The 17,692-nt window shown below is 55.2% G+C and carries 25 protein-coding genes; all 25 read right to left on the minus strand.

Annotated features, from left to right (window positions below):
* Entirely contained in the window at positions 1-177 is a 177-nt protein-coding gene (gene rpmD, locus ACMGF8_RS01575; protein WP_003176408.1) for a 50S ribosomal protein L30, read from the minus strand.
* A 2-nt stretch (positions 178-179) separates the two neighbouring features.
* Positions 180-680, minus strand: a complete 501-nt coding sequence (gene rpsE, locus ACMGF8_RS01580) for a 30S ribosomal protein S5 (protein ID WP_007924184.1) — start codon at positions 678-680, stop codon at positions 180-182.
* 3 nt (positions 681-683) lie between these two features.
* Positions 684-1,034 (minus strand): 50S ribosomal protein L18, encoded by a 351-nt coding sequence (rplR, locus tag ACMGF8_RS01585; RefSeq protein WP_003186037.1) that lies wholly within the window; start codon positions 1,032-1,034, stop codon positions 684-686.
* Positions 1,035-1,044: 10 nt separating this feature from the next.
* Positions 1,045-1,578: a 50S ribosomal protein L6 gene (rplF, locus tag ACMGF8_RS01590; protein ID WP_025129400.1), complete on the minus strand. Its 534-nt coding sequence runs from the start codon at positions 1,576-1,578 to the stop codon at positions 1,045-1,047.
* Between the two features lie 12 nt (positions 1,579-1,590).
* Positions 1,591-1,983 carry a 30S ribosomal protein S8 gene (gene rpsH, locus ACMGF8_RS01595; protein ID WP_011063773.1) on the minus strand — a complete coding sequence of 131 codons (393 nt, stop codon included), beginning with the start codon at positions 1,981-1,983 and terminating at the stop codon, positions 1,591-1,593.
* Between the two features lie 207 nt (positions 1,984-2,190).
* On the minus strand, positions 2,191-2,496 hold the full coding sequence (rpsN, locus tag ACMGF8_RS01600; RefSeq protein ID WP_003228726.1) for a 30S ribosomal protein S14: 306 nt from the start codon (positions 2,494-2,496) through the stop codon (positions 2,191-2,193).
* A gap of 13 nt (positions 2,497-2,509) precedes the next feature.
* Complete coding sequence (gene rplE, locus ACMGF8_RS01605) at positions 2,510-3,049, minus strand: 50S ribosomal protein L5 (RefSeq protein ID WP_003210069.1); 540 nt, start codon at positions 3,047-3,049, stop codon at positions 2,510-2,512.
* A 20-nt stretch (positions 3,050-3,069) separates the two neighbouring features.
* Positions 3,070-3,384, minus strand: coding sequence for a 50S ribosomal protein L24 (gene rplX, locus ACMGF8_RS01610; protein ID WP_007896770.1), 315 nt, complete (start codon positions 3,382-3,384; stop codon positions 3,070-3,072).
* 11 nt (positions 3,385-3,395) lie between these two features.
* Entirely contained in the window at positions 3,396-3,764 is a 369-nt protein-coding gene (rplN, locus tag ACMGF8_RS01615) for a 50S ribosomal protein L14 (RefSeq protein ID WP_002555479.1), read from the minus strand.
* A 23-nt stretch (positions 3,765-3,787) separates the two neighbouring features.
* The gene (rpsQ, locus tag ACMGF8_RS01620) at positions 3,788-4,054 is read right to left on the minus strand and encodes a 30S ribosomal protein S17 (RefSeq protein WP_003194644.1); all 267 of its coding nucleotides are present in this window, start codon (positions 4,052-4,054) and stop codon (positions 3,788-3,790) included.
* A 2-nt stretch (positions 4,055-4,056) separates the two neighbouring features.
* Entirely contained in the window at positions 4,057-4,248 is a 192-nt protein-coding gene (rpmC, locus tag ACMGF8_RS01625) for a 50S ribosomal protein L29 (protein WP_002555481.1), read from the minus strand.
* Entirely contained in the window at positions 4,248-4,661 is a 414-nt protein-coding gene (gene rplP, locus ACMGF8_RS01630) for a 50S ribosomal protein L16 (protein ID WP_003228729.1), read from the minus strand. The genes rpmC and rplP overlap by 1 nt, the downstream gene beginning before the upstream one ends.
* Before the next feature lie 12 nt (positions 4,662-4,673).
* Positions 4,674-5,360: a 30S ribosomal protein S3 gene (gene rpsC, locus ACMGF8_RS01635; protein WP_007924192.1), complete on the minus strand. Its 687-nt coding sequence runs from the start codon at positions 5,358-5,360 to the stop codon at positions 4,674-4,676.
* A gap of 13 nt (positions 5,361-5,373) precedes the next feature.
* Positions 5,374-5,706, minus strand: a complete 333-nt coding sequence (gene rplV / locus ACMGF8_RS01640; protein ID WP_003103908.1) for a 50S ribosomal protein L22 — start codon at positions 5,704-5,706, stop codon at positions 5,374-5,376.
* Positions 5,707-5,719: 13 nt separating this feature from the next.
* A complete protein-coding gene (gene rpsS, locus ACMGF8_RS01645; RefSeq protein ID WP_002555486.1) occupies positions 5,720-5,995 on the minus strand; it encodes a 30S ribosomal protein S19 in 276 nt (91 codons plus the stop codon).
* Between the two features lie 16 nt (positions 5,996-6,011).
* Entirely contained in the window at positions 6,012-6,836 is an 825-nt protein-coding gene (gene rplB / locus ACMGF8_RS01650; RefSeq protein WP_011063775.1) for a 50S ribosomal protein L2, read from the minus strand.
* A 14-nt stretch (positions 6,837-6,850) separates the two neighbouring features.
* Complete coding sequence (gene rplW / locus ACMGF8_RS01655) at positions 6,851-7,150, minus strand: 50S ribosomal protein L23 (RefSeq protein WP_002555488.1); 300 nt, start codon at positions 7,148-7,150, stop codon at positions 6,851-6,853.
* On the minus strand, positions 7,147-7,749 hold the full coding sequence (rplD, locus tag ACMGF8_RS01660) for a 50S ribosomal protein L4 (protein WP_007924200.1): 603 nt from the start codon (positions 7,747-7,749) through the stop codon (positions 7,147-7,149). Before rplD ends, rplW begins: the two co-directional genes overlap by 4 nt.
* A 12-nt stretch (positions 7,750-7,761) precedes the next feature.
* Positions 7,762-8,397 (minus strand): 50S ribosomal protein L3, encoded by a 636-nt coding sequence (gene rplC / locus ACMGF8_RS01665; protein ID WP_007924205.1) that lies wholly within the window; start codon positions 8,395-8,397, stop codon positions 7,762-7,764.
* A gap of 80 nt (positions 8,398-8,477) precedes the next feature.
* On the minus strand, positions 8,478-8,789 hold the full coding sequence (gene rpsJ / locus ACMGF8_RS01670) for a 30S ribosomal protein S10 (RefSeq protein WP_003186070.1): 312 nt from the start codon (positions 8,787-8,789) through the stop codon (positions 8,478-8,480).
* A gap of 140 nt (positions 8,790-8,929) precedes the next feature.
* Positions 8,930-10,123, minus strand: coding sequence for an elongation factor Tu (tuf, locus tag ACMGF8_RS01675; protein WP_060841339.1), 1,194 nt, complete (start codon positions 10,121-10,123; stop codon positions 8,930-8,932).
* A gap of 34 nt (positions 10,124-10,157) precedes the next feature.
* Positions 10,158-12,305 (minus strand): elongation factor G, encoded by a 2,148-nt coding sequence (gene fusA / locus ACMGF8_RS01680; RefSeq protein ID WP_102865260.1) that lies wholly within the window; start codon positions 12,303-12,305, stop codon positions 10,158-10,160.
* 30 nt (positions 12,306-12,335) lie between these two features.
* Positions 12,336-12,806, minus strand: coding sequence for a 30S ribosomal protein S7 (gene rpsG / locus ACMGF8_RS01685; RefSeq protein ID WP_007925959.1), 471 nt, complete (start codon positions 12,804-12,806; stop codon positions 12,336-12,338).
* A gap of 111 nt (positions 12,807-12,917) precedes the next feature.
* Positions 12,918-13,289 carry a 30S ribosomal protein S12 gene (rpsL, locus tag ACMGF8_RS01690; protein WP_003186084.1) on the minus strand — a complete coding sequence of 124 codons (372 nt, stop codon included), beginning with the start codon at positions 13,287-13,289 and terminating at the stop codon, positions 12,918-12,920.
* A 201-nt stretch (positions 13,290-13,490) separates the two neighbouring features.
* Positions 13,491-17,690 carry a DNA-directed RNA polymerase subunit beta' gene (rpoC, locus tag ACMGF8_RS01695; protein WP_102865259.1) on the minus strand — a complete coding sequence of 1,400 codons (4,200 nt, stop codon included), beginning with the start codon at positions 17,688-17,690 and terminating at the stop codon, positions 13,491-13,493.
* Between the last annotated feature and the right edge of the window lie 2 nt (positions 17,691-17,692).

The raw sequence follows: 17,692 nt of genomic DNA on the forward strand, positions 1-17,692 counted from the left end.
TTAACCCTCGACACGCAGCATGTAGTAAGCCTTGTTGATCATCCCGCGGTTCTCGGGAGTATCTTGGACTTCTACAGTGTGACCGATGCGACGCAGGCCCAGACCCTTAACGCACAGTTTGTGGTTAGGGATACGGCCGGTCATGCTTTTGATCAGCGTTACTTTAACGGTAGCCATGATCAGATGATCTCCTGGACGCTTTTGCCACGCTTGGCGGCAATGGATTCAGGGGACTGCATAGCCTTCAAACCTTTGAAAGTGGCATGAACCACGTTTACTGGGTTAGTCGAGCCGTAGCACTTGGCCAGAACGTTCTGAACACCAGCAACTTCGAGGACAGCACGCATAGCGCCGCCAGCGATGATACCGGTACCTTCAGAAGCAGGCTGCATGTACACCTTGGAAGCGCCATGAGCGGACTTCATAGCGTACTGCAGAGTGGTGCCGTTCAGATCAACTTGGATCATGTTGCGGCGAGCAGCTTCCATTGCCTTCTGGATCGCAGCAGGCACTTCACGCGACTTGCCACGGCCGAAGCCAACACGGCCCTTACCATCACCAACCACGGTCAACGCGGTGAAAGTGAAGATACGGCCGCCTTTAACGGTTTTGGCTACGCGGTTAACTTGAACCAGCTTCTCGATGTAGCCTTCGTCGCGCTTTTGGTCGTTATTTGACATAACTTAGAACTCCAGCCCAGCTTCACGAGCAGCATCAGCCAGCGCCTTGACGCGGCCGTGGTACTTGAAGCCAGAGCGGTCGAAAGCCACCTGCGAGACGCCAGCGGCTTTTGCACGCGTAGCGACCAGCTGGCCAACCTTAGTGGCCGCGTCGATGTTGCCAGTGGCGCCATCACGCAGTTCTTTATCCAAAGTCGAGGCACTCGCCAAGACTTTGTTGCCGTCGGCCGAAATGACCTGGGCGTAGATGTGCTGCGAAGAGCGGAACACGCAGAGACGCACGACTTCGAGTTCGTGCATTTTCAGGCGTGCTTTGCGAGCGCGACGCAGTCGAGTAACTTTTTTGTCGGTCATTTGCTATGCCCTACTTCTTCTTGGCTTCTTTACGACGGACGACTTCGTCCGCGTAGCGCACACCTTTACCTTTGTAAGGCTCTGGTGGACGGAAGTCGCGGATCTCAGCGGCCACTTGACCTACCAGCTGCTTATCGATGCCCTTGATCAGGATATCGGTCTGGCTAGGAGTCTCAGCGGTGATGCCTTCCGGCAGTTCGTAATCCACTGGATGCGAGAAGCCGAGGGCCAGGTTCAGCACTGTGCCTTTTGCTTGTGCCTTGTAACCAACACCGACCAGCTGGAGCTTACGCTCGAAGCCTTGGCTAACGCCTTGGACCATGTTGTTTACCAGAGCACGAGTGGTACCGGCCATTGCACGAGTTTGTTGGTCGCCATTGCGAGCAGCGAAACGCAGCTCACCAGCTTCCTCAACAATTTCAACGGACGAGTGAACGTTCAGTTCGAGAGTGCCCTTGGCACCCTTCACCGAAAGCTGTTGGCCGGCGAATTTAACTTCGACACCAGCTGGCAGCTTAACGGGGTTCTTAGCGACGCGAGACATGCTTATCCCCCCTTAGAACACAGTGCAAAGAACTTCGCCGCCGACACCGGCAGCGCGCGCAGCACGATCAGTCATCACACCTTTGTTGGTGGAGACGATAGACACGCCAAGGCCGCCACGTACTTTCGGCAGTTCTTCAACGGACTTGTACTGACGCAGGCCTGGACGGCTAACGCGCTTCACTTCCTCGATGACCGGACGGCCTTCGAAGTATTTCAGCTCGATGGACAGCAGAGGTTTGATTTCGCTGCTGATCTGATAACCCGCGATGTAACCTTCGTCCTTCAGGACTTTTGCTACAGCCACCTTCAGCGTGGAAGACGGCATGCTTACGACGGACTTTTCAGCCATCTGGGCATTACGGATTCGAGTTAGCATGTCCGCTAACGGGTCCTGCATACTCATGGGCTAGATGCTCCTGATACAAAAAGAATTAGCCTTGCGGCTACAACTGTCGCCGAGAAATTCCGGGCAAAAAACACGGGCTCAGGCGAGCCGGTCATTCTAGACACACCCCAGAAATGAATCAAGCCCCAAAAGGGGCTTGATTCAGATTCAAGGCCACCGGTGATCGGGATCTTACGAGCCCAACCACCGCGACTTTGATAGCTATTACCAGCTGGCTTTAACCAGACCTGGTACGTCACCACGCATTGCAGCTTCACGCAGCTTGTTACGGCCAAGGCCGAACTTGCGGTAAACGCCGTGCGGACGACCAGTCAGGCGGCAGCGGTTACGCATGCGCGAGGCACTTGCGTCACGTGGCTGCTTCTGCAGCGCTACGGTAGCTTCCCAACGGGCTTCTGGACTTGCGTTCAGATCCACGATGATAGCTTTCAGCGCTGCACGCTTGGTGGCGTACTTGGCAACAGTAAGCTGACGCTTCAGCTCACGGTTCTTCATGCTCTTCTTGGCCATTTTCCTACTCCAATCAGTTGCGGAACGGGAATTTGAAAGCACGCAGCAGAGCGCGGCCTTCATCATCGTTCTTAGCAGTGGTGGTCAGGGTAATGTCCAGACCGCGGAGAGCATCGATCTTGTCGTAATCGATTTCCGGGAAAATGATCTGCTCTTTCACGCCCATGCTGTAGTTACCACGACCATCGAAGGACTTGGCATTCAGGCCGCGGAAGTCGCGAACCCGAGGCAGGGAGATCGACAGCAGACGATCCAGGAACTCGTACATACGCTCACGGCGCAGGGTCACTTTGACGCCGATCGGCCATCCTTCGCGGACTTTGAAGCCAGCGATGGATTTACGAGCGTAGGTCACAACGACTTTCTGGCCGGTGATCTTTTCCAGGTCAGCAACAGCATGCTCGATGACTTTTTTGTCGCCGATTGCTTCGCCCAGACCCATGTTCAGGGTGATTTTGGTAACGCGCGGAACTTCCATCACGTTCGAAAGCTTAAGTTCTTCCTTAAGTTTCGGAGCGATTTCCTTCCGGTAAATCTCTTTTAGTCGTGCCATGGTCTTCTACCTAGCAGTGTTCAAGCATCAACCGCTTTTTGGGTCGACTTGAAGACACGAATTTTTTTGCCGTCTTCTACTTTGAAACCAACGCGGTCAGCCTTGTTGGTTTCGCCGTTGAAAATGGCGACGTTGGAAGCGTGCAGTGGCGCTTCTTTCTCGACGATACCGCCCTGTACGCCCGACATCGGGTTAGGCTTGGTATGACGCTTGACCAAGTTCAGGCCACCGACAACCAGACGGTCATCAGCCAGAACTTTAAGCACCTTACCGCGCTTACCTTTGTCTTTGCCGGCGATCACGATGATCTCGTCGTCACGACGAATCTTTTGCATGTCGGATCTCCTTACAGCACTTCTGGGGCGAGCGAGACGATCTTCATGAACTTCTCAGTACGAAGTTCACGGGTCACTGGCCCAAAGATACGGGTGCCGATCGGCTCTTGCTTGTTGTTCAACAGAACAGCAGCGTTGCCATCAAAGCGGATGATGGAGCCGTCAGCACGACGAACACCATGGCGAGTGCGGACTACAACTGCAGTCATCACTTGGCCTTTTTTCACCTTACCGCGAGGAATTGCTTCCTTGACGGTAACTTTGATGATGTCACCGATACCAGCGTAACGACGATGGGAGCCACCCAGCACCTTGATGCACATAACGCGGCGAGCGCCGCTGTTATCGGCCACATCGAGCATGGATTGAGTCTGAATCATATAATTTCTCCGACCCCTAGCCCTTAGACTTCCACAGCGCGTTCGAGAACATCAACCAGAGCCCAAGACTTGGTCTTGGCCATCGGACGAGTTTCACGAATAGTGACTTTGTCGCCGATGTGGCACTGATTGGTTTCGTCGTGCGCGTGCAGCTTAGTCGAACGCTTAACGTATTTACCGTAGATAGGGTGCTTAACGCGACGCTCGATCAGAACGGTGATGGTCTTGTCCATCTTGTCGCTGACAACACGGCCAGTCAGCGTACGGACAGTTTTTTCGGCTTCAGCCATGATTACTTACCTGCCTGCTGGTTGAGCACAGTCTTCACGCGAGCGATGTCACGCTTAACTTGCGAGAGCAGATGAGACTGCCCCAACTGGCCAGTTGCTTTCTGCATACGCAGATTGAACTGGTCGCGCAGCAGGCCGAGCAGTTGCTCGTTCAGCTGCTGTGCGGATTTTTCACGAAGTTCATTCGCTTTCATCACATCACCGTCCGCTTAACAAAGGAGGTGGCGAGCGGCAGCTTTGCAGCAGCCAGGGCGAAAGCCTCACGCGCCAGCTCTTCAGAAACACCCTCGATTTCATACAGGACTTTGCCTGGCTGAATCTGGGCAACCCAGTATTCGACGTTACCCTTACCTTTACCCATCCGAACTTCGAGTGGCTTCTTGGAAATAGGCTTGTCCGGGAATACACGGATCCAGATCTTGCCACCACGTTTTACGTGACGGGTCAGAGCACGACGCGCTGACTCGATCTGACGAGCGGTGAGACGACCACGAGCAACAGACTTCAGCGCGAACTCGCCGAAGCTGACTTTGCTACCGCGCAATGCCAGACCACGGTTGTGGCCGGTCATTTGCTTGCGGAACTTCGTACGCTTTGGTTGCAACATTTGGCGTACCCCTTACTTAGCAGCTTTTTTACGAGGCGCAGGTGCTTGCGGCTTCAGCTCTTCTTGGCGACCACCAATTACTTCGCCTTTGAAGATCCAAACCTTCACACCGATCACACCATAAGTGGTGTGAGCTTCGTAGGTGGCATAGTCGATATCGGCACGCAGGGTGTGCAGTGGCACACGACCTTCGCGATACCATTCAGTACGTGCGATTTCAGCACCGCCGAGACGACCGCTCACTTGGATTTTGATGCCTTTGGCACCAATGCGCATGGCGTTCTGTACAGCGCGCTTCATAGCACGACGGAACATTACGCGACGCTCCAGCTGCTGAGCTACGCTCTGCGCAACCAGCATACCGTCGAGCTCCGGCTTGCGGATCTCTTCGATATTGATGTGCACAGGCACACCCATTTGCTTGGTCAGGTCCTGACGCAGCTTCTCAACATCTTCACCTTTCTTGCCGATCACGATGCCGGGACGAGCGGTGTGGATGGTGATGCGTGCAGTTTGAGCCGGACGATGGATATCGATACGGCTTACGGACGCGCTTTTTAGTTTGTCTTGGAGATACTCACGCACATTCAGATCTGCGAGCAAATAGTCCGCATAAGTCCGACCGTCTGCGTACCAGACGGAGGTGTGCTCCTTGACGATTCCCAGGCGAATGCCAATGGGATGTACTTTCTGACCCATCTCTTCGACTCCGTTACTTGTCAGCAACCTTGACAGTGATATGGCAAGACCGCTTGACGATGCGATCAGCACGGCCTTTGGCACGTGGCATGATGCGCTTCAGCGAACGCCCTTCGTTGACGAAAACGGTGGAGACCTTCAGGTCATCAACGTCTGCGCCTTCGTTATGCTCGGCGTTGGCTACGGCCGACTCCAGCACTTTCTTCATGATCTCGGCGGCTTTCTTACTGCTGAAAGCCAACAGGTTGAGCGCTTCGCCCACCTTCTTCCCGCGGATCTGGTCGGCGACCAAGCGGGCTTTCTGGGCGGAGATTCGAGCGCCCGACAACTTAGCGGCTACTTCCATCATTCCTTACCCCTTAACGCTTGGCTTTCTTGTCAGCCACGTGCCCGCGATATGTACGGGTACCGGCGAACTCGCCCAGTTTGTGGCCGACCATGTCTTCGTTCACGAGAACTGGAACATGTTGACGACCGTTATGCACAGCGATGGTCAGACCGACCATTTGTGGCAGGATCATGGAACGGCGCGACCAGGTCTTAACTGGTTTGCGATCGTTCTTTTCCGCCGCCACTTCGATCTTCTTCAGTAGGTGAAGATCAATAAAAGGACCTTTTTTCAGAGAACGTGGCACTGTCGTATCCCTCTATTTACTTGCGACGACGGACGATCATTTTGTCGGTACGCTTATTACCACGAGTCTTCGCGCCCTTAGTCGGGAAGCCCCATGGCGATACCGGATGACGACCACCAGAGGTACGACCTTCACCACCACCATGTGGGTGGTCAACCGGGTTCATGGCAACACCACGAACGGTTGGGCGAACGCCACGCCAGCGTTTGGCACCAGCTTTACCCAGCGAACGCAGGCTGTGCTCGGAGTTCGAGACTTCGCCCAGGGTCGCACGGCATTCAGCCAGCACTTTACGCATCTCACCAGAACGCAGACGCAGGGTCACGTAGACGCCTTCACGAGCGACCAGCTGAGCCGAAGCACCAGCCGAACGAGCGATTTGCGCGCCTTTACCTGGCTTCAGTTCGATGCCGTGTACGGTGCTACCAACTGGAATGTTGCGCAGTTGCAGAGCGTTGCCCGGCTTGATCGGTGCCAGAGCACCTGCGATCAGCTGGTCGCCAGCGCTCACGCCCTTAGGCGCGATGATGTAGCGACGCTCGCCATCTGCGTACAGCAGCAGAGCGATGTGAGCAGTACGGTTTGGATCGTATTCGATACGCTCGACAGTGGCAGCGATGCCATCTTTGTCGTTGCGACGGAAGTCGACCAGACGGTAATGCTGCTTATGACCACCACCAACGTGACGAGTGGTAATGCGGCCATTGTTGTTACGACCACCAGACTTCGATTTCTTCTCGAGCAGCGGTGCGTGAGGAGCGCCTTTATGCAGCTCCTGGTTGACCACCTTGACCACAAAACGGCGGCCAGGGGAAGTCGGTTTGCATTTAACGATTGCCATGATGCACCCCTTCCTTACTCAGCACTGCTGCTGAAATCGAGATCTTGGCCTGGCTGAAGGGAGATAACTGCCTTCTTCCAGTCATTACGCTTGCCCAGACCGCGAGCGGTACGCTTGCTCTTACCCAGAACGTTCAGGGTAGTAACGCGCTCCACTTTCACGCTGAACAGGCTTTCGACGGCCTTCTTGATTTCCAGCTTGGTTGCGTCAGTAGCAACCTTGAAAACGAACTGGCCTTTCTTGTCTGCCAGAACCGTAGCCTTCTCGGAAACGTGCGGGCCAAGCAGAACTTTAAATACGCGTTCCTGGTTCATCCCAGCAGCTCCTCGAATTTCTTCACGGCCGACACAGTGATCAACACTTTGTCGTATGCGATCAGACTAACTGGATCGGAACCTTGCACGTCACGAACATCAACGTGTGGCAGGTTACGAGCAGCCAGGTACAGGTTCTGATCAACAGCGTCCGACACGATCAGAACGTCGGTCAGGCTCATGTTGTTCAGTTTGCCCAGCAGATCTTTGGTTTTCGGAGTTTCAACAGCGAAATCCTGAACCACGACCAGACGATCAGTACGCACCAGCTCAGCAAGGATGGAACGCATTGCTGCGCGATACATCTTCTTGTTCAGCTTCTGGGAGTGATCCTGAGGACGAGCTGCGAAAGTGGTACCGCCGCCACGCCAGATTGGGCTACGGATAGTACCGGCACGAGCACGGCCAGTACCTTTCTGACGCCATGGGCGCTTGCCGCCACCGGAAACGTCGGAACGGGTCTTTTGCTGCTTGCTACCTTGACGGCCGCCAGCCATGTAGGCCACGACTGCTTGGTGAACCAGCGTCTCGTTGAATTCGCCGCCAAATGTCAGTTCGGAAACTTCGATCGCTTGAGCGTCATTTACATTTAATTGCATGTCAGCTTCCCCTTAACCGCGAGCCTTGGCCGCCGGACGTACAACCAGGTTGCCGCCAGTAGCGCCAGGAACAGCACCCTTGACCAACAACAGATTGCGTTCAGCGTCGACGCGCACTACTTCCAGGGACTGCACGGTCACGCGCTCAGCGCCCATATGACCGGACATTTTTTTGCCCTTGAATACACGACCAGGAGTCTGGCACTGGCCAATAGAGCCCGGGACGCGGTGGGAAACGGAGTTACCGTGGGTGTTATCTTGACCGCGGAAATTCCAACGCTTGATGGTACCGGCGAAGCCTTTACCTTTCGACTGACCGGTAACATCTACCAGTTGGCCAGCTGCGAAGATTTCTGCATTGATCAGATCGCCAGCTTGGTACTCGCCTTCTTCAAGACGGAATTCCCAAACGCCACGACCGGCAGCAACGTTCGCTTTAGCGAAGTGACCTGCTTGAGCAGCAGTCACGCGCGAAGCACGACGCTCACCTACAGTGACTTGCACTGCACGATAGCCATCGGTTTCTTCAGTTTTGAACTGGGTGACGCGATTCGGCTCGATCTCAATGACCGTGACCGGAATGGAGACACCTTCTTCGGTGAAAATACGGGTCATACCGCATTTACGACCGACTACACCAATAGTCATGTTGTAAACCTCATGAGTGTACGGGGCTTTCACCCGCTATGGCCGCCCATTTCAGAGCGTTACACGACTAAGACCGAGTCTTAGCCGAGGCTGATCTGCACTTCCACACCTGCCGCAAGATCAAGCTTCATAAGAGCATCAACGGTTTTATCCGTTGGCTGGACGATGTCCAGTACGCGCTTATGAGTACGGATCTCGTACTGGTCACGCGCGTCTTTGTTGACGTGCGGGGAGACCAGAACGGTGAACCGCTCTTTACGGGTAGGCAGTGGAATTGGACCACGCACTTGAGCACCAGTACGTTTCGCGGTTTCCACGATTTCCTGGGTGGATTGGTCGATCAGGCGATGGTCGAAAGCCTTCAACCTGATACGGATTTGCTGATTTTGCATTGGATTTCAGACTCCAGGCTGCTATTCCCACCGGGCGCAATACGCCCGTTAAAAGGAGGCGCAATTCTATAGACGGCCCCACAGAGTGTCAACCCAATAAAAAAGCCCCCGCAAGCGGGGGCTTCTTCATGAGTCGTCGATTACTCGATAACTTTGGCTACGACGCCGGCGCCGACGGTACGACCGCCTTCACGGATAGCGAAACGCAGACCATCTTCCATCGCGATGGTTTTGATCAGAGTGACAGTCATCTGGATGTTGTCACCTGGCATTACCATTTCAACGCCTTCTGGCAGCTCGCAGTTACCAGTCACGTCAGTAGTACGGAAGTAGAACTGTGGACGGTAGCCTTTGAAGAACGGAGTATGACGGCCGCCTTCTTCCTTGCTCAGAACATAAACTTCAGCGGTGAACTTGGTGTGCGGCTTAACGGTGCCTGGCTTAACCAGAACCTGGCCACGCTCAACGTCGTCACGCTTGGTACCACGCAGCAGAACGCCGCAGTTCTCGCCAGCACGACCTTCGTCGAGCAGCTTGCGGAACATTTCAACGCCGGTGCAGGTAGTCTTCTGAGTATCGCGCAGACCAACGATCTCAACTTCTTCCTGGATGCGAACGATGCCACGCTCAACACGACCAGTTACCACGGTGCCACGACCGGAGATCGAGAATACGTCTTCGATTGGCATCAGGAACGGCTTGTCGATTGCACGCTCTGGCTCTGGGATGTAAGTGTCCAGAGTTTCTACCAGACGCTTAACAGCGGTGGTACCCATTTCGTTGTCGTCTTGGCCGTTCAGGGCCATCAGAGCCGAACCGATGATGATCGGAGTGTCATCACCCGGGAAGTCGTAAGTGCTCAGCAGATCGCGCACTTCCATCTCAACCAGTTCCAGCAGCTCAGCGTCGTCAACCATGTCAGCCTTGTTCAGGAAGACAACGATGTACGGAACGCCTACCTGACGGGACAGCAGGATGTGCTCACGAGTTTGTGGCATCGGACCATCGGCAGCCGAGCAAACCAGGATCGCGCCGTCCATCTGGGCAGCACCGGTGATCATGTTTTTGACGTAGTCGGCGTGACCTGGGCAGTCAACGTGCGCGTAGTGACGAATGTGCGAATCGTACTCTACGTGTGCAGTGTTGATGGTGATACCACGAGCTTTTTCTTCTGGAGCGCTGTCGATCTTGTCGAAGTCAACACGAGCCGAACCGAAAACTTCGGAGCAAACGCGAGTCAGAGCAGCAGTCAGAGTGGTTTTACCGTGGTCAACGTGACCGATAGTGCCAACGTTGACGTGCGGTTTGTTACGTTCAAATTTTTCTTTAGCCACGACAATTAACTCCTAGCCTAAAGGGGAGACTGAATCAGCCTTGTTTTTTAACGAGAGCTTCGACGATGTTCGACGGAGCTTCGGCGTATTTGGAGAATTCCATGGAGTAGCTCGCGCGACCCTGAGACATGGAACGAACGTCAGTTGCATAACCGAACATTTCACCCAGTGGAACTTCAGCACGGATAACCTTGCCGGACACCGAGTCATCCATACCCTGAATCAGACCACGACGACGGTTCAGGTCACCCATCACGTCACCCATGTAGTCCTCTGGGGTTACTACTTCAACCTTCATGATCGGCTCGAGCACAACGCCGCCACCCTTCTGGGCCAGCTGCTTGGTCGCCATGGAGGCCGCCACCTTGAACGCCATCTCGTTGGAGTCGACGTCGTGGTAGGAACCATCGAACACGGTAGCCTTCAGGCCGATCAGCGGATAACCGGCAACGACGCCGTTCTTCATCTGCTCTTCGATACCCTTCTGGATAGCCGGGATGTATTCCTTAGGAACCACACCACCAACAACTTCGTTGGTGAAGACCAGACCTTCGGTGATGTTGCCGTTCGCGTCGACGTCCGGCTCCGAGAAACGGATCCAGCAGTGACCGAACTGACCGCGACCGCCGGATTGACGAACGAACTTGCCTTCGATCTCGACGTTGCTCTTGCTGATCTTCTCGCGGTACGAAACCTGCGGCTTGCCGATGTTGGCTTCGACGTTGAACTCGCGCTTCATGCGATCAACGAGGATGTCCAGGTGCAGCTCACCCATACCGGAAATGATGGTCTGACCGGTCTCTTCGTCGGTCTTGACGCGGAACGACGGGTCTTCCTGAGCCAGCTTGCCCAGTGCAATACCCATCTTTTCCTGGTCCTGTTTGGTTTTCGGCTCTACCGCTACCGAAATCACAGGCTCAGGGAAGTCCATACGCTCAAGAATGATCTGCTTATCGAGATCGCACAGAGTGTCACCAGTGGTGACGTCCTTCATGCCGATCAGGGCAGCGATATCGCCTGCACGTACTTCCTTGATCTCTTCACGCTGGTTGGCGTGCATCTGCACCATACGACCAACGCGCTCTTTCTTGCCCTTGACCGAGTTGATCACGGAGTCGCCCGAGCTCAGGAAGCCCGAGTAAACGCGCACGAAAGTCAGAGTACCAACGAACGGGTCGGTAGCGATCTTGAATGCCAGAGCCGAGAACGGTTCAGCATCATCAGCGTGACGCTCGTCGTAATCCGCCTCTACCAGCTCATCCTTCGGCTTCTCGATGAGATCCGGATGGATACCTTTGATCGCCGGGATCTCGGTAGGTGCAGGCAGGAAGTCGATAACGGCGTCGAGAACCAGGGGAACACCCTTGTTCTTGAACGAAGAGCCGCAGACAGCCGGAACGATTTCGCTAGCCAGGGTGCGCGCACGCAGACCAGCCTTGATCTCTTCTGGAGTCAGGTCACCCTCTTCAAGGTACTTGTTCATCAACTCTTCGTTGGCTTCAGCAGCGGCTTCAACCATGTTGGAGCGCCACTCGTTAGCCAGGTCCAGCATATCGGCAGGAATTTCTTCCTCGCGATAGGTAGTACCCTTGTCGTCGTCGTTCCAGTAGATAGCCTTCATCTTGATCAGATCAACCTGACCTTCGAAGTTATCTTCAGCGCCGATAGCCAGCTGAACCGGAACCGGGGTGTGACCCAGGCGGTTTTTGATCTGACCAACAACACGCAGGAAGTTAGCGCCGGCACGGTCCATCTTGTTCACGTAAACAACACGTGGAACGCCGTACTTGTTGGCTTGACGCCATACGGTTTCAGACTGAGGCTCAACACCGGAAGTACCGCAGAACACAACGACCGCGCCGTCGAGTACGCGCAGCGAACGCTCTACTTCGATGGTGAAGTCTACGTGGCCAGGGGTATCGATAACGTTTACACGATAGTTATCGTATTGGCCGCGCGAACCTTTCCAGAAGGTAGTTACAGCAGCGGAGGTAATGGTAATACCCCGCTCCTGCTCCTGCACCATCCAGTCGGTGGTAGCAGCGCCGTCATGCACCTCACCCATCTTATGGCTGAGACCTGTGTAAAACAGGATCCGCTCGGTAGTGGTAGTCTTGCCCGCGTCAACGTGGGCACAGATACCGATGTTACGGTAGCGGTTGATTGCTGTAGTACGAGCCATAAAGCCCTCGCAAAATGAATGATGCTGAGATTAGAAGCGGTAGTGCGAGAAAGCCTTGTTGGCTTCAGCCATACGGTGAACGTCTTCACGCTTCTTAACTGCAGCACCTTTGCCTTCGGCAGCGTCCAGCAGTTCGCCAGCCAAACGCAGAGCCATAGACTTCTCGCCGCGCTTGCGGGCGAAGTCTACCAACCAGCGCATTGCCAGAGCGTTACGACGGGACGGACGAACTTCGACCGGAACCTGGTAAGTAGCACCGCCTACACGGCGCGACTTCACTTCGACCAGCGGAGCGATGGCGTCGAGAGCTTTCTCGAAGATTTCCAGGGGATCGCTGTTCTTGCGCTCTTTAACTTTTTCCAGCGCGCCATAAACGATACGCTCGGCAACGGCTTTCTTACCGCTTTCCATTACGTGGTTCATGAACTTGGCGAGGATCTGGCTTCCGTATTTCGGATCGTCCAGAATCTCACGTTTGGCTGCTACGCGACGTCTTGGCATTGATAAGCCCTCAAACGGTCTTCAGGTTAGCTCGGGACAGTTGATCCAATGGACGCGTGCCCGACCTTACTCTTATCGACTCAATATAATTAAAAACTGCAAAACGGCCGATTACTTCGGACGCTTGGTACCGTACTTCGAACGACCTTGGTTACGACCTTTAACGCCGGAGGTATCCAGGGAGCCGCGAACGGTGTGGTAACGAACACCTGGCAAGTCTTTTACACGGCCGCCACGAATCAGTACGACGCTGTGCTCTTGCAGGTTGTGGCCCTCACCACCGATATACGAGGAAACCTCGAAACCGTTGGTCAGACGCACACGGCATACTTTACGCAGTGCCGAGTTAGGTTTTTTCGGCGTAGTGGTATACACGCGAGTGCACACGCCACGACGTTGCGGGCAGTTCTGCAGCGCAGGCACGTCGGATTTCTCGACGATACGCTTACGCGGCTGACGTACCAGCTGGTTGATAGTTGCCATCTACTAGCTCCACTGTTGTCTTTCGACATAAACAAAATGGCAGAGCACAAGCTCCACCAAATTTAGGGGTACAAGAGTCTAAAGAGGATCTTGCCCCCAGTCAAGGCAAGGCCCCGGGCTCCCCGATCAGCGAACCTCGACAAAAAGTGTCTCGATTCTCAATCGGAAAAACCGGGGCCCCATCTCAATCTATTGCAGACCTCAGTTACCGCTGGAGTTCAGCGCTTCAGTCAGTGCTGCTTCGACTTCGCTCGCGCTTACGCGCAGAGGCTTGTCTGCATCACGACGACGCTTGCGCTCGCTGTGGTAAGCCAGGCCGGTACCGGCCGGGATCAGACGACCCACAACCACGTTTTCCTTCAGGCCGCGCAGGTAGTCACGCTTGCCGGTCACTGCCGCTTCGGTCAGTACACGAGTGGTCTCTTGGAAAGAGGCCGCCGAGATGAACGACTCAGTGGACAAGGACGCCTTAGTAATACCCAGCAATACGCGGGTGAACTTGGAGATGAACTTGTCTTCAGCGCTCAGACGCTCGTTTTCTACCAGTACGTGAGTCAGTTCCATCTGGTCGCCCTTGATGAAGCTGGAGTCGCCAGACTCGGCAATCTCAACCTTACGCAACATCTGACGCAGGATGGTCTCGATGTGCTTATCGTTGATCTTCACGCCTTGCAGACGGTAAACGTCCTGGATCTCGTTGACGATGTACTTGGCCAGCGCACTTACACCCAGCAGACGCAGGATGTCGTGTGGATCGCTCGGGCCGTCGGAGATAACTTCGCCGCGGTTCACTTGTTCGCCTTCGAAGACGTTCAGGTGACGCCACTTCGGAATCAGCTCCTCATACGGATCGCTACCGTCGTTCGGGGTAATGACCAGGCGGCGCTTGCCTTTGGTCTCTTTACCGAACGCGATGGTGCCGCTGACTTCAGCCAGAATCGAGGCCTCTTTCGGACGACGAGCTTCGAACAAGTCGGCAACACGCGGCAGACCACCGGTGATGTCACGGGTCTTCGAAGTCTCTTGCGGAATACGAGCGATAACATCACCGATCGCAATCTGCGCACCGTCAGCAACACCTACAAGTGCGTTAGCCGGCAGGAAGTACTGGGCCGGTACGTCAGTACCTGGCAGCAGCAGATCCTTGCCATCCATACCCACCATCTTCACCGCTGGACGAATGTCCTTACCGGCAGCTGGACGGTCTTTGACGTCAAGTACTTCAATGTTGGTCATACCGGTCAATTCGTCAGTCTGACGCTTGATCGTGATGCCTTCTTCCATGCCCACGTAGGTCACGGTACCTTTCATTTCGGTAACGATTGGGTGAGTGTGCGGATCCCACTTGGCCACGATGGCACCAGCGTCGACCTTATCGCCTTCCTTCACCGAAATCACAGCACCGTAAGGCAGCTTGTAGCGCTCGCGCTCACGACCGAAGTCGTCGGCAATTGCCAGCTCGCCAGAACGGGATACAGCTACCAGGTGACCGTCAACACGCTCAACATGCTTCAGGTTATGCAGACGGACGGTACCGCCATTCTTCACCTGTACGCTGTCCGCTGCCGAGGTCCGGCTTGCCGCACCACCGATGTGGAACGTACGCATGGTCAGCTGGGTACCCGGCTCACCGATGGACTGGGCAGCAATTACGCCTACCGCTTCACCAATGTTCACCAGGTGGCCGCGAGCCAGGTCACGACCGTAGCACTTGGCGCAGATGCCGTAGCGGGTTTCGCAACTGATCGGCGAACGCACGATCACTTCATCGATGCTGTTCAGCTCGATGAACTCAACCCACTTCTCGTCTACCAGAGTGCCAGCAGGAACGATGACGTCCTCGGTACCCGGCTTGAATACGTCACGGGCGATAACACGACCCAATACGCGCTCACCCAGTGGCTCTACAACGTCACCGCCTTCAATGTGCGGAGTCATCAGCAGGCCGTGTTCGGTGCCGCAATCGATCTCGGTTACAACCAGATCCTGCGCCACGTCTACCAGACGACGAGTCAGGTAACCGGAGTTCGCAGTTTTCAACGCGGTATCCGCCAGACCTTTACGAGCACCGTGAGTCGAGATGAAGTACTGGAGTACGCTCAGACCTTCACGGAAGTTCGCAGTAATCGGCGTTTCGATGATGGAGCCGTCCGGCTTGGCCATCAGACCACGCATACCGGCCAGCTGGCGGATCTGTGCAGCGGAACCCCGCGCACCCGAGTCAGCCATCATGTACATCGAGTTGAACGATTCTTGCTCGACTTCGTCGCCATTGCGGTCGATGACTTTCTCTTTCGAGAGGTTGGCCATCATCGCCTTGGATACTTCGTCGTTGGCTTTCGACCAAAGGTCGATCACCTTGTTGTACTTCTCGCCCTGGGTTACCAGGCCGGAGGCGTACTGGCTCTCGATTTCTTTCACTTCGTCGGTGGCTGCACCGATGATGCGGGCTTTTTCATCCGGGATAACGAAGTCGTTAACACCGATGGAAACGCCGGAAATGGTCGAGTAAGCGAAACCGGTGTACATCAACTGGTCAGCGAAGATTACGGTCTCTTTCAGACCTACCACGCGGTAGCACTGGTTGATCAGCTTGGAGATCGCCTTCTTCTTCATCGGCAGGTTGACGACGTCGAACGACAGACCTTTCGGCACAACCTGGAACAGCAGCGCACGGCCGACAGTGGTGTCGACGATACGGGTAGCGCTGACGCTGCCGCCATCACGATCGTTAACGGTTTCGTTGATACGAACCTTGATCTTGGCGTGCAGGGCTGCTTCGCCGGCGCGGAATACGCGGTCGACTTCCTGCAGGTCGGCGAACACACGACCTTCGCCCTTGGCGTTGATCGCTTCACGGGTCATGTAGTACAGACCCAATACAACGTCCTGCGACGGAACGATGATTGGCTCACCGTTGGCTGGCGACAGAATGTTGTTGGTCGACATCATCAACGCACGCGCTTCCAGCTGGGCTTCCAGCGTCAGCGGTACGTGCACGGCCATTTGGTCGCCGTCGAAGTCGGCGTTGTACGCAGCACAGACCAGAGGGTGCAGCTGGATAGCCTTACCTTCGATCAGTACCGGTTCAAACGCCTGGATACCCAGACGGTGAAGGGTCGGTGCACGGTTGAGCAGCACTGGGTGTTCGCGAATCACTTCAGCGAGAACGTCCCAAACTTCCGGCAGCTCGCGCTCGACCATCTTCTTGGCGGCTTTGATGGTGGTAGCGAGACCACGCATTTCCAGCTTGCCGAAAATGAACGGCTTGAACAGCTCGAGAGCCATCTTCTTCGGCAGACCGCACTGGTGCAGACGCAGGGTCGGACCTACGGTAATTACCGAACGACCAGAGTAGTCAACACGCTTACCGAGCAAGTTCTGACGGAAACGACCTTGCTTACCCTTGATCATGTCAGCCAGGGATTTCAGAGGACGCTTGTTGGAACCGGTGATAGCACGGCCACGACGGCCGTTGTCGAGCAGTGCATCGACAGCTTCCTGCAACATACGCTTTTCGTTGCGCACGATGATGTCCGGAGCGGACAGATCAAGCAGGCGCTTCAAGCGGTTGTTACGGTTGATCACTCGACGATACAGGTCGTTGAGGTCGGAAGTCGCAAAGCGACCGCCATCCAGCGGAACCAGTGGACGCAGATCTGGCGGCAGAACCGGCAGAACGGTCAACACCATCCACTCTGGCAGGTTGCCGGAACCCTGGAAGGCTTCCATCAACTTCAGACGCTTGGACAGCTTCTTGATCTTGGTTTCGGAGTTGGTTTGCGGAATCTCTTCACGCAGACGGCCAATCTCGTGCTCCAGGTCGATAGCGTGCAGCAGCTCGCGGACAGCCTCGGCACCCATGCGGGCGTCGAAGTCATCACCGAACTCTTCCAGCGCCTCGAAGTACTGCTCGTCGTTCAGCAACTGACCCTTTTCCAGGGTGGTCATGCCTGGATCGATAACAACGTAGCTCTCGAAGTAGAGAACGCGCTCGATATCACGCAGGGTCATGTCCATCAGCAAGCCGATGCGGGACGGCAGCGATTTCAGGAACCAGATGTGGGCAACCGGCGAAGCCAGTTCGATGTGCGCCATGCGCTCACGACGAACCTTGGCCAGTGCAACTTCAACGCCGCACTTCTCGCAGATCACGCCGCGATGCTTCAAGCGCTTGTACTTACCGCACAGGCACTCGTAATCCTTTACCGGGCCAAAGATCTTGGCGCAGAACAGGCCGTCACGCTCAGGCTTGAACGTACGGTAGTTGATGGTTTCCGGCTTTTTAACTTCGCCGAACGACCAAGAACGGATCATCTCAGGCGAGGCCAATCCAATACGGATAGCGTCGAACTCTTCGACTTGACCCTGGTTTTTCAGCAAATTCAGTAGGTCTTTCAAGG

The organism is Pseudomonas sp. BNK-7 (assembly GCF_048072025.1).
GTDB classification, from domain to species: Bacteria; Pseudomonadota; Gammaproteobacteria; order Pseudomonadales; family Pseudomonadaceae; genus Aquipseudomonas; species Aquipseudomonas danubii.

Bases quoted from the DNA above. Each gene is read 5' to 3' on its own strand.
- rplX (WP_007896770.1), bottom strand. From the start codon at position 3,384: ATGCAAAAGATTCGTCGTGACGACGAGATCATCGTGATCGCCGGCAAA.
- fusA (WP_102865260.1), bottom strand. From the start codon at position 12,305: ATGGCTCGTACTACAGCAATCAACCGCTACCGTAACATCGGTATCTGT.
- rplW (WP_002555488.1), bottom strand. From the start codon at position 7,150: ATGAACCAGGAACGCGTATTTAAAGTTCTGCTTGGCCCGCACGTTTCC.
- rpsL (WP_003186084.1), bottom strand. From the start codon at position 13,289: ATGGCAACTATCAACCAGCTGGTACGTCAGCCGCGTAAGCGTATCGTC.
- rplC (WP_007924205.1), bottom strand. From the start codon at position 8,397: ATGACTATTGGTGTAGTCGGTCGTAAATGCGGTATGACCCGTATTTTC.
- rplV (WP_003103908.1), bottom strand. From the start codon at position 5,706: ATGGAAGTAGCCGCTAAGTTGTCGGGCGCTCGAATCTCCGCCCAGAAA.
- rpsE (WP_007924184.1), bottom strand. From the start codon at position 680: ATGTCAAATAACGACCAAAAGCGCGACGAAGGCTACATCGAGAAGCTG.
- rpsQ (WP_003194644.1), bottom strand. From the start codon at position 4,054: ATGGCTGAAGCCGAAAAAACTGTCCGTACGCTGACTGGCCGTGTTGTC.
- rplF (WP_025129400.1), bottom strand. From the start codon at position 1,578: ATGTCTCGCGTCGCTAAGAACCCCGTTAAGCTGCCAGCTGGTGTCGAA.
- rplE (WP_003210069.1), bottom strand. From the start codon at position 3,049: ATGGCACGACTAAAAGAGATTTACCGGAAGGAAATCGCTCCGAAACTT.
- rplD (WP_007924200.1), bottom strand. From the start codon at position 7,749: ATGCAATTAAATGTAAATGACGCTCAAGCGATCGAAGTTTCCGAACTG.
- rpsH (WP_011063773.1), bottom strand. From the start codon at position 1,983: ATGAGTATGCAGGACCCGTTAGCGGACATGCTAACTCGAATCCGTAAT.
- rpsC (WP_007924192.1), bottom strand. From the start codon at position 5,360: ATGGGTCAGAAAGTACATCCCATTGGCATTCGCCTGGGAATCGTCAAG.
- rplP (WP_003228729.1), bottom strand. From the start codon at position 4,661: ATGTTGCAACCAAAGCGTACGAAGTTCCGCAAGCAAATGACCGGCCAC.
- rpmD (WP_003176408.1), bottom strand. From the start codon at position 177: ATGGCTACCGTTAAAGTAACGCTGATCAAAAGCATGACCGGCCGTATC.
- rplR (WP_003186037.1), bottom strand. From the start codon at position 1,034: ATGACCGACAAAAAAGTTACTCGACTGCGTCGCGCTCGCAAAGCACGC.
- rplN (WP_002555479.1), bottom strand. From the start codon at position 3,764: ATGATTCAGACTCAATCCATGCTCGATGTGGCCGATAACAGCGGCGCT.
- rpmC (WP_002555481.1), bottom strand. From the start codon at position 4,248: ATGAAAGCGAATGAACTTCGTGAAAAATCCGCACAGCAGCTGAACGAG.
- rpsN (WP_003228726.1), bottom strand. From the start codon at position 2,496: ATGGCCAAGAAGAGCATGAAGAACCGTGAGCTGAAGCGTCAGCTTACT.
- rplB (WP_011063775.1), bottom strand. From the start codon at position 6,836: ATGGCAATCGTTAAATGCAAACCGACTTCCCCTGGCCGCCGTTTTGTG.
- rpsJ (WP_003186070.1), bottom strand. From the start codon at position 8,789: ATGCAAAATCAGCAAATCCGTATCAGGTTGAAGGCTTTCGACCATCGC.
- rpsG (WP_007925959.1), bottom strand. From the start codon at position 12,806: ATGCCAAGACGTCGCGTAGCAGCCAAACGTGAGATTCTGGACGATCCG.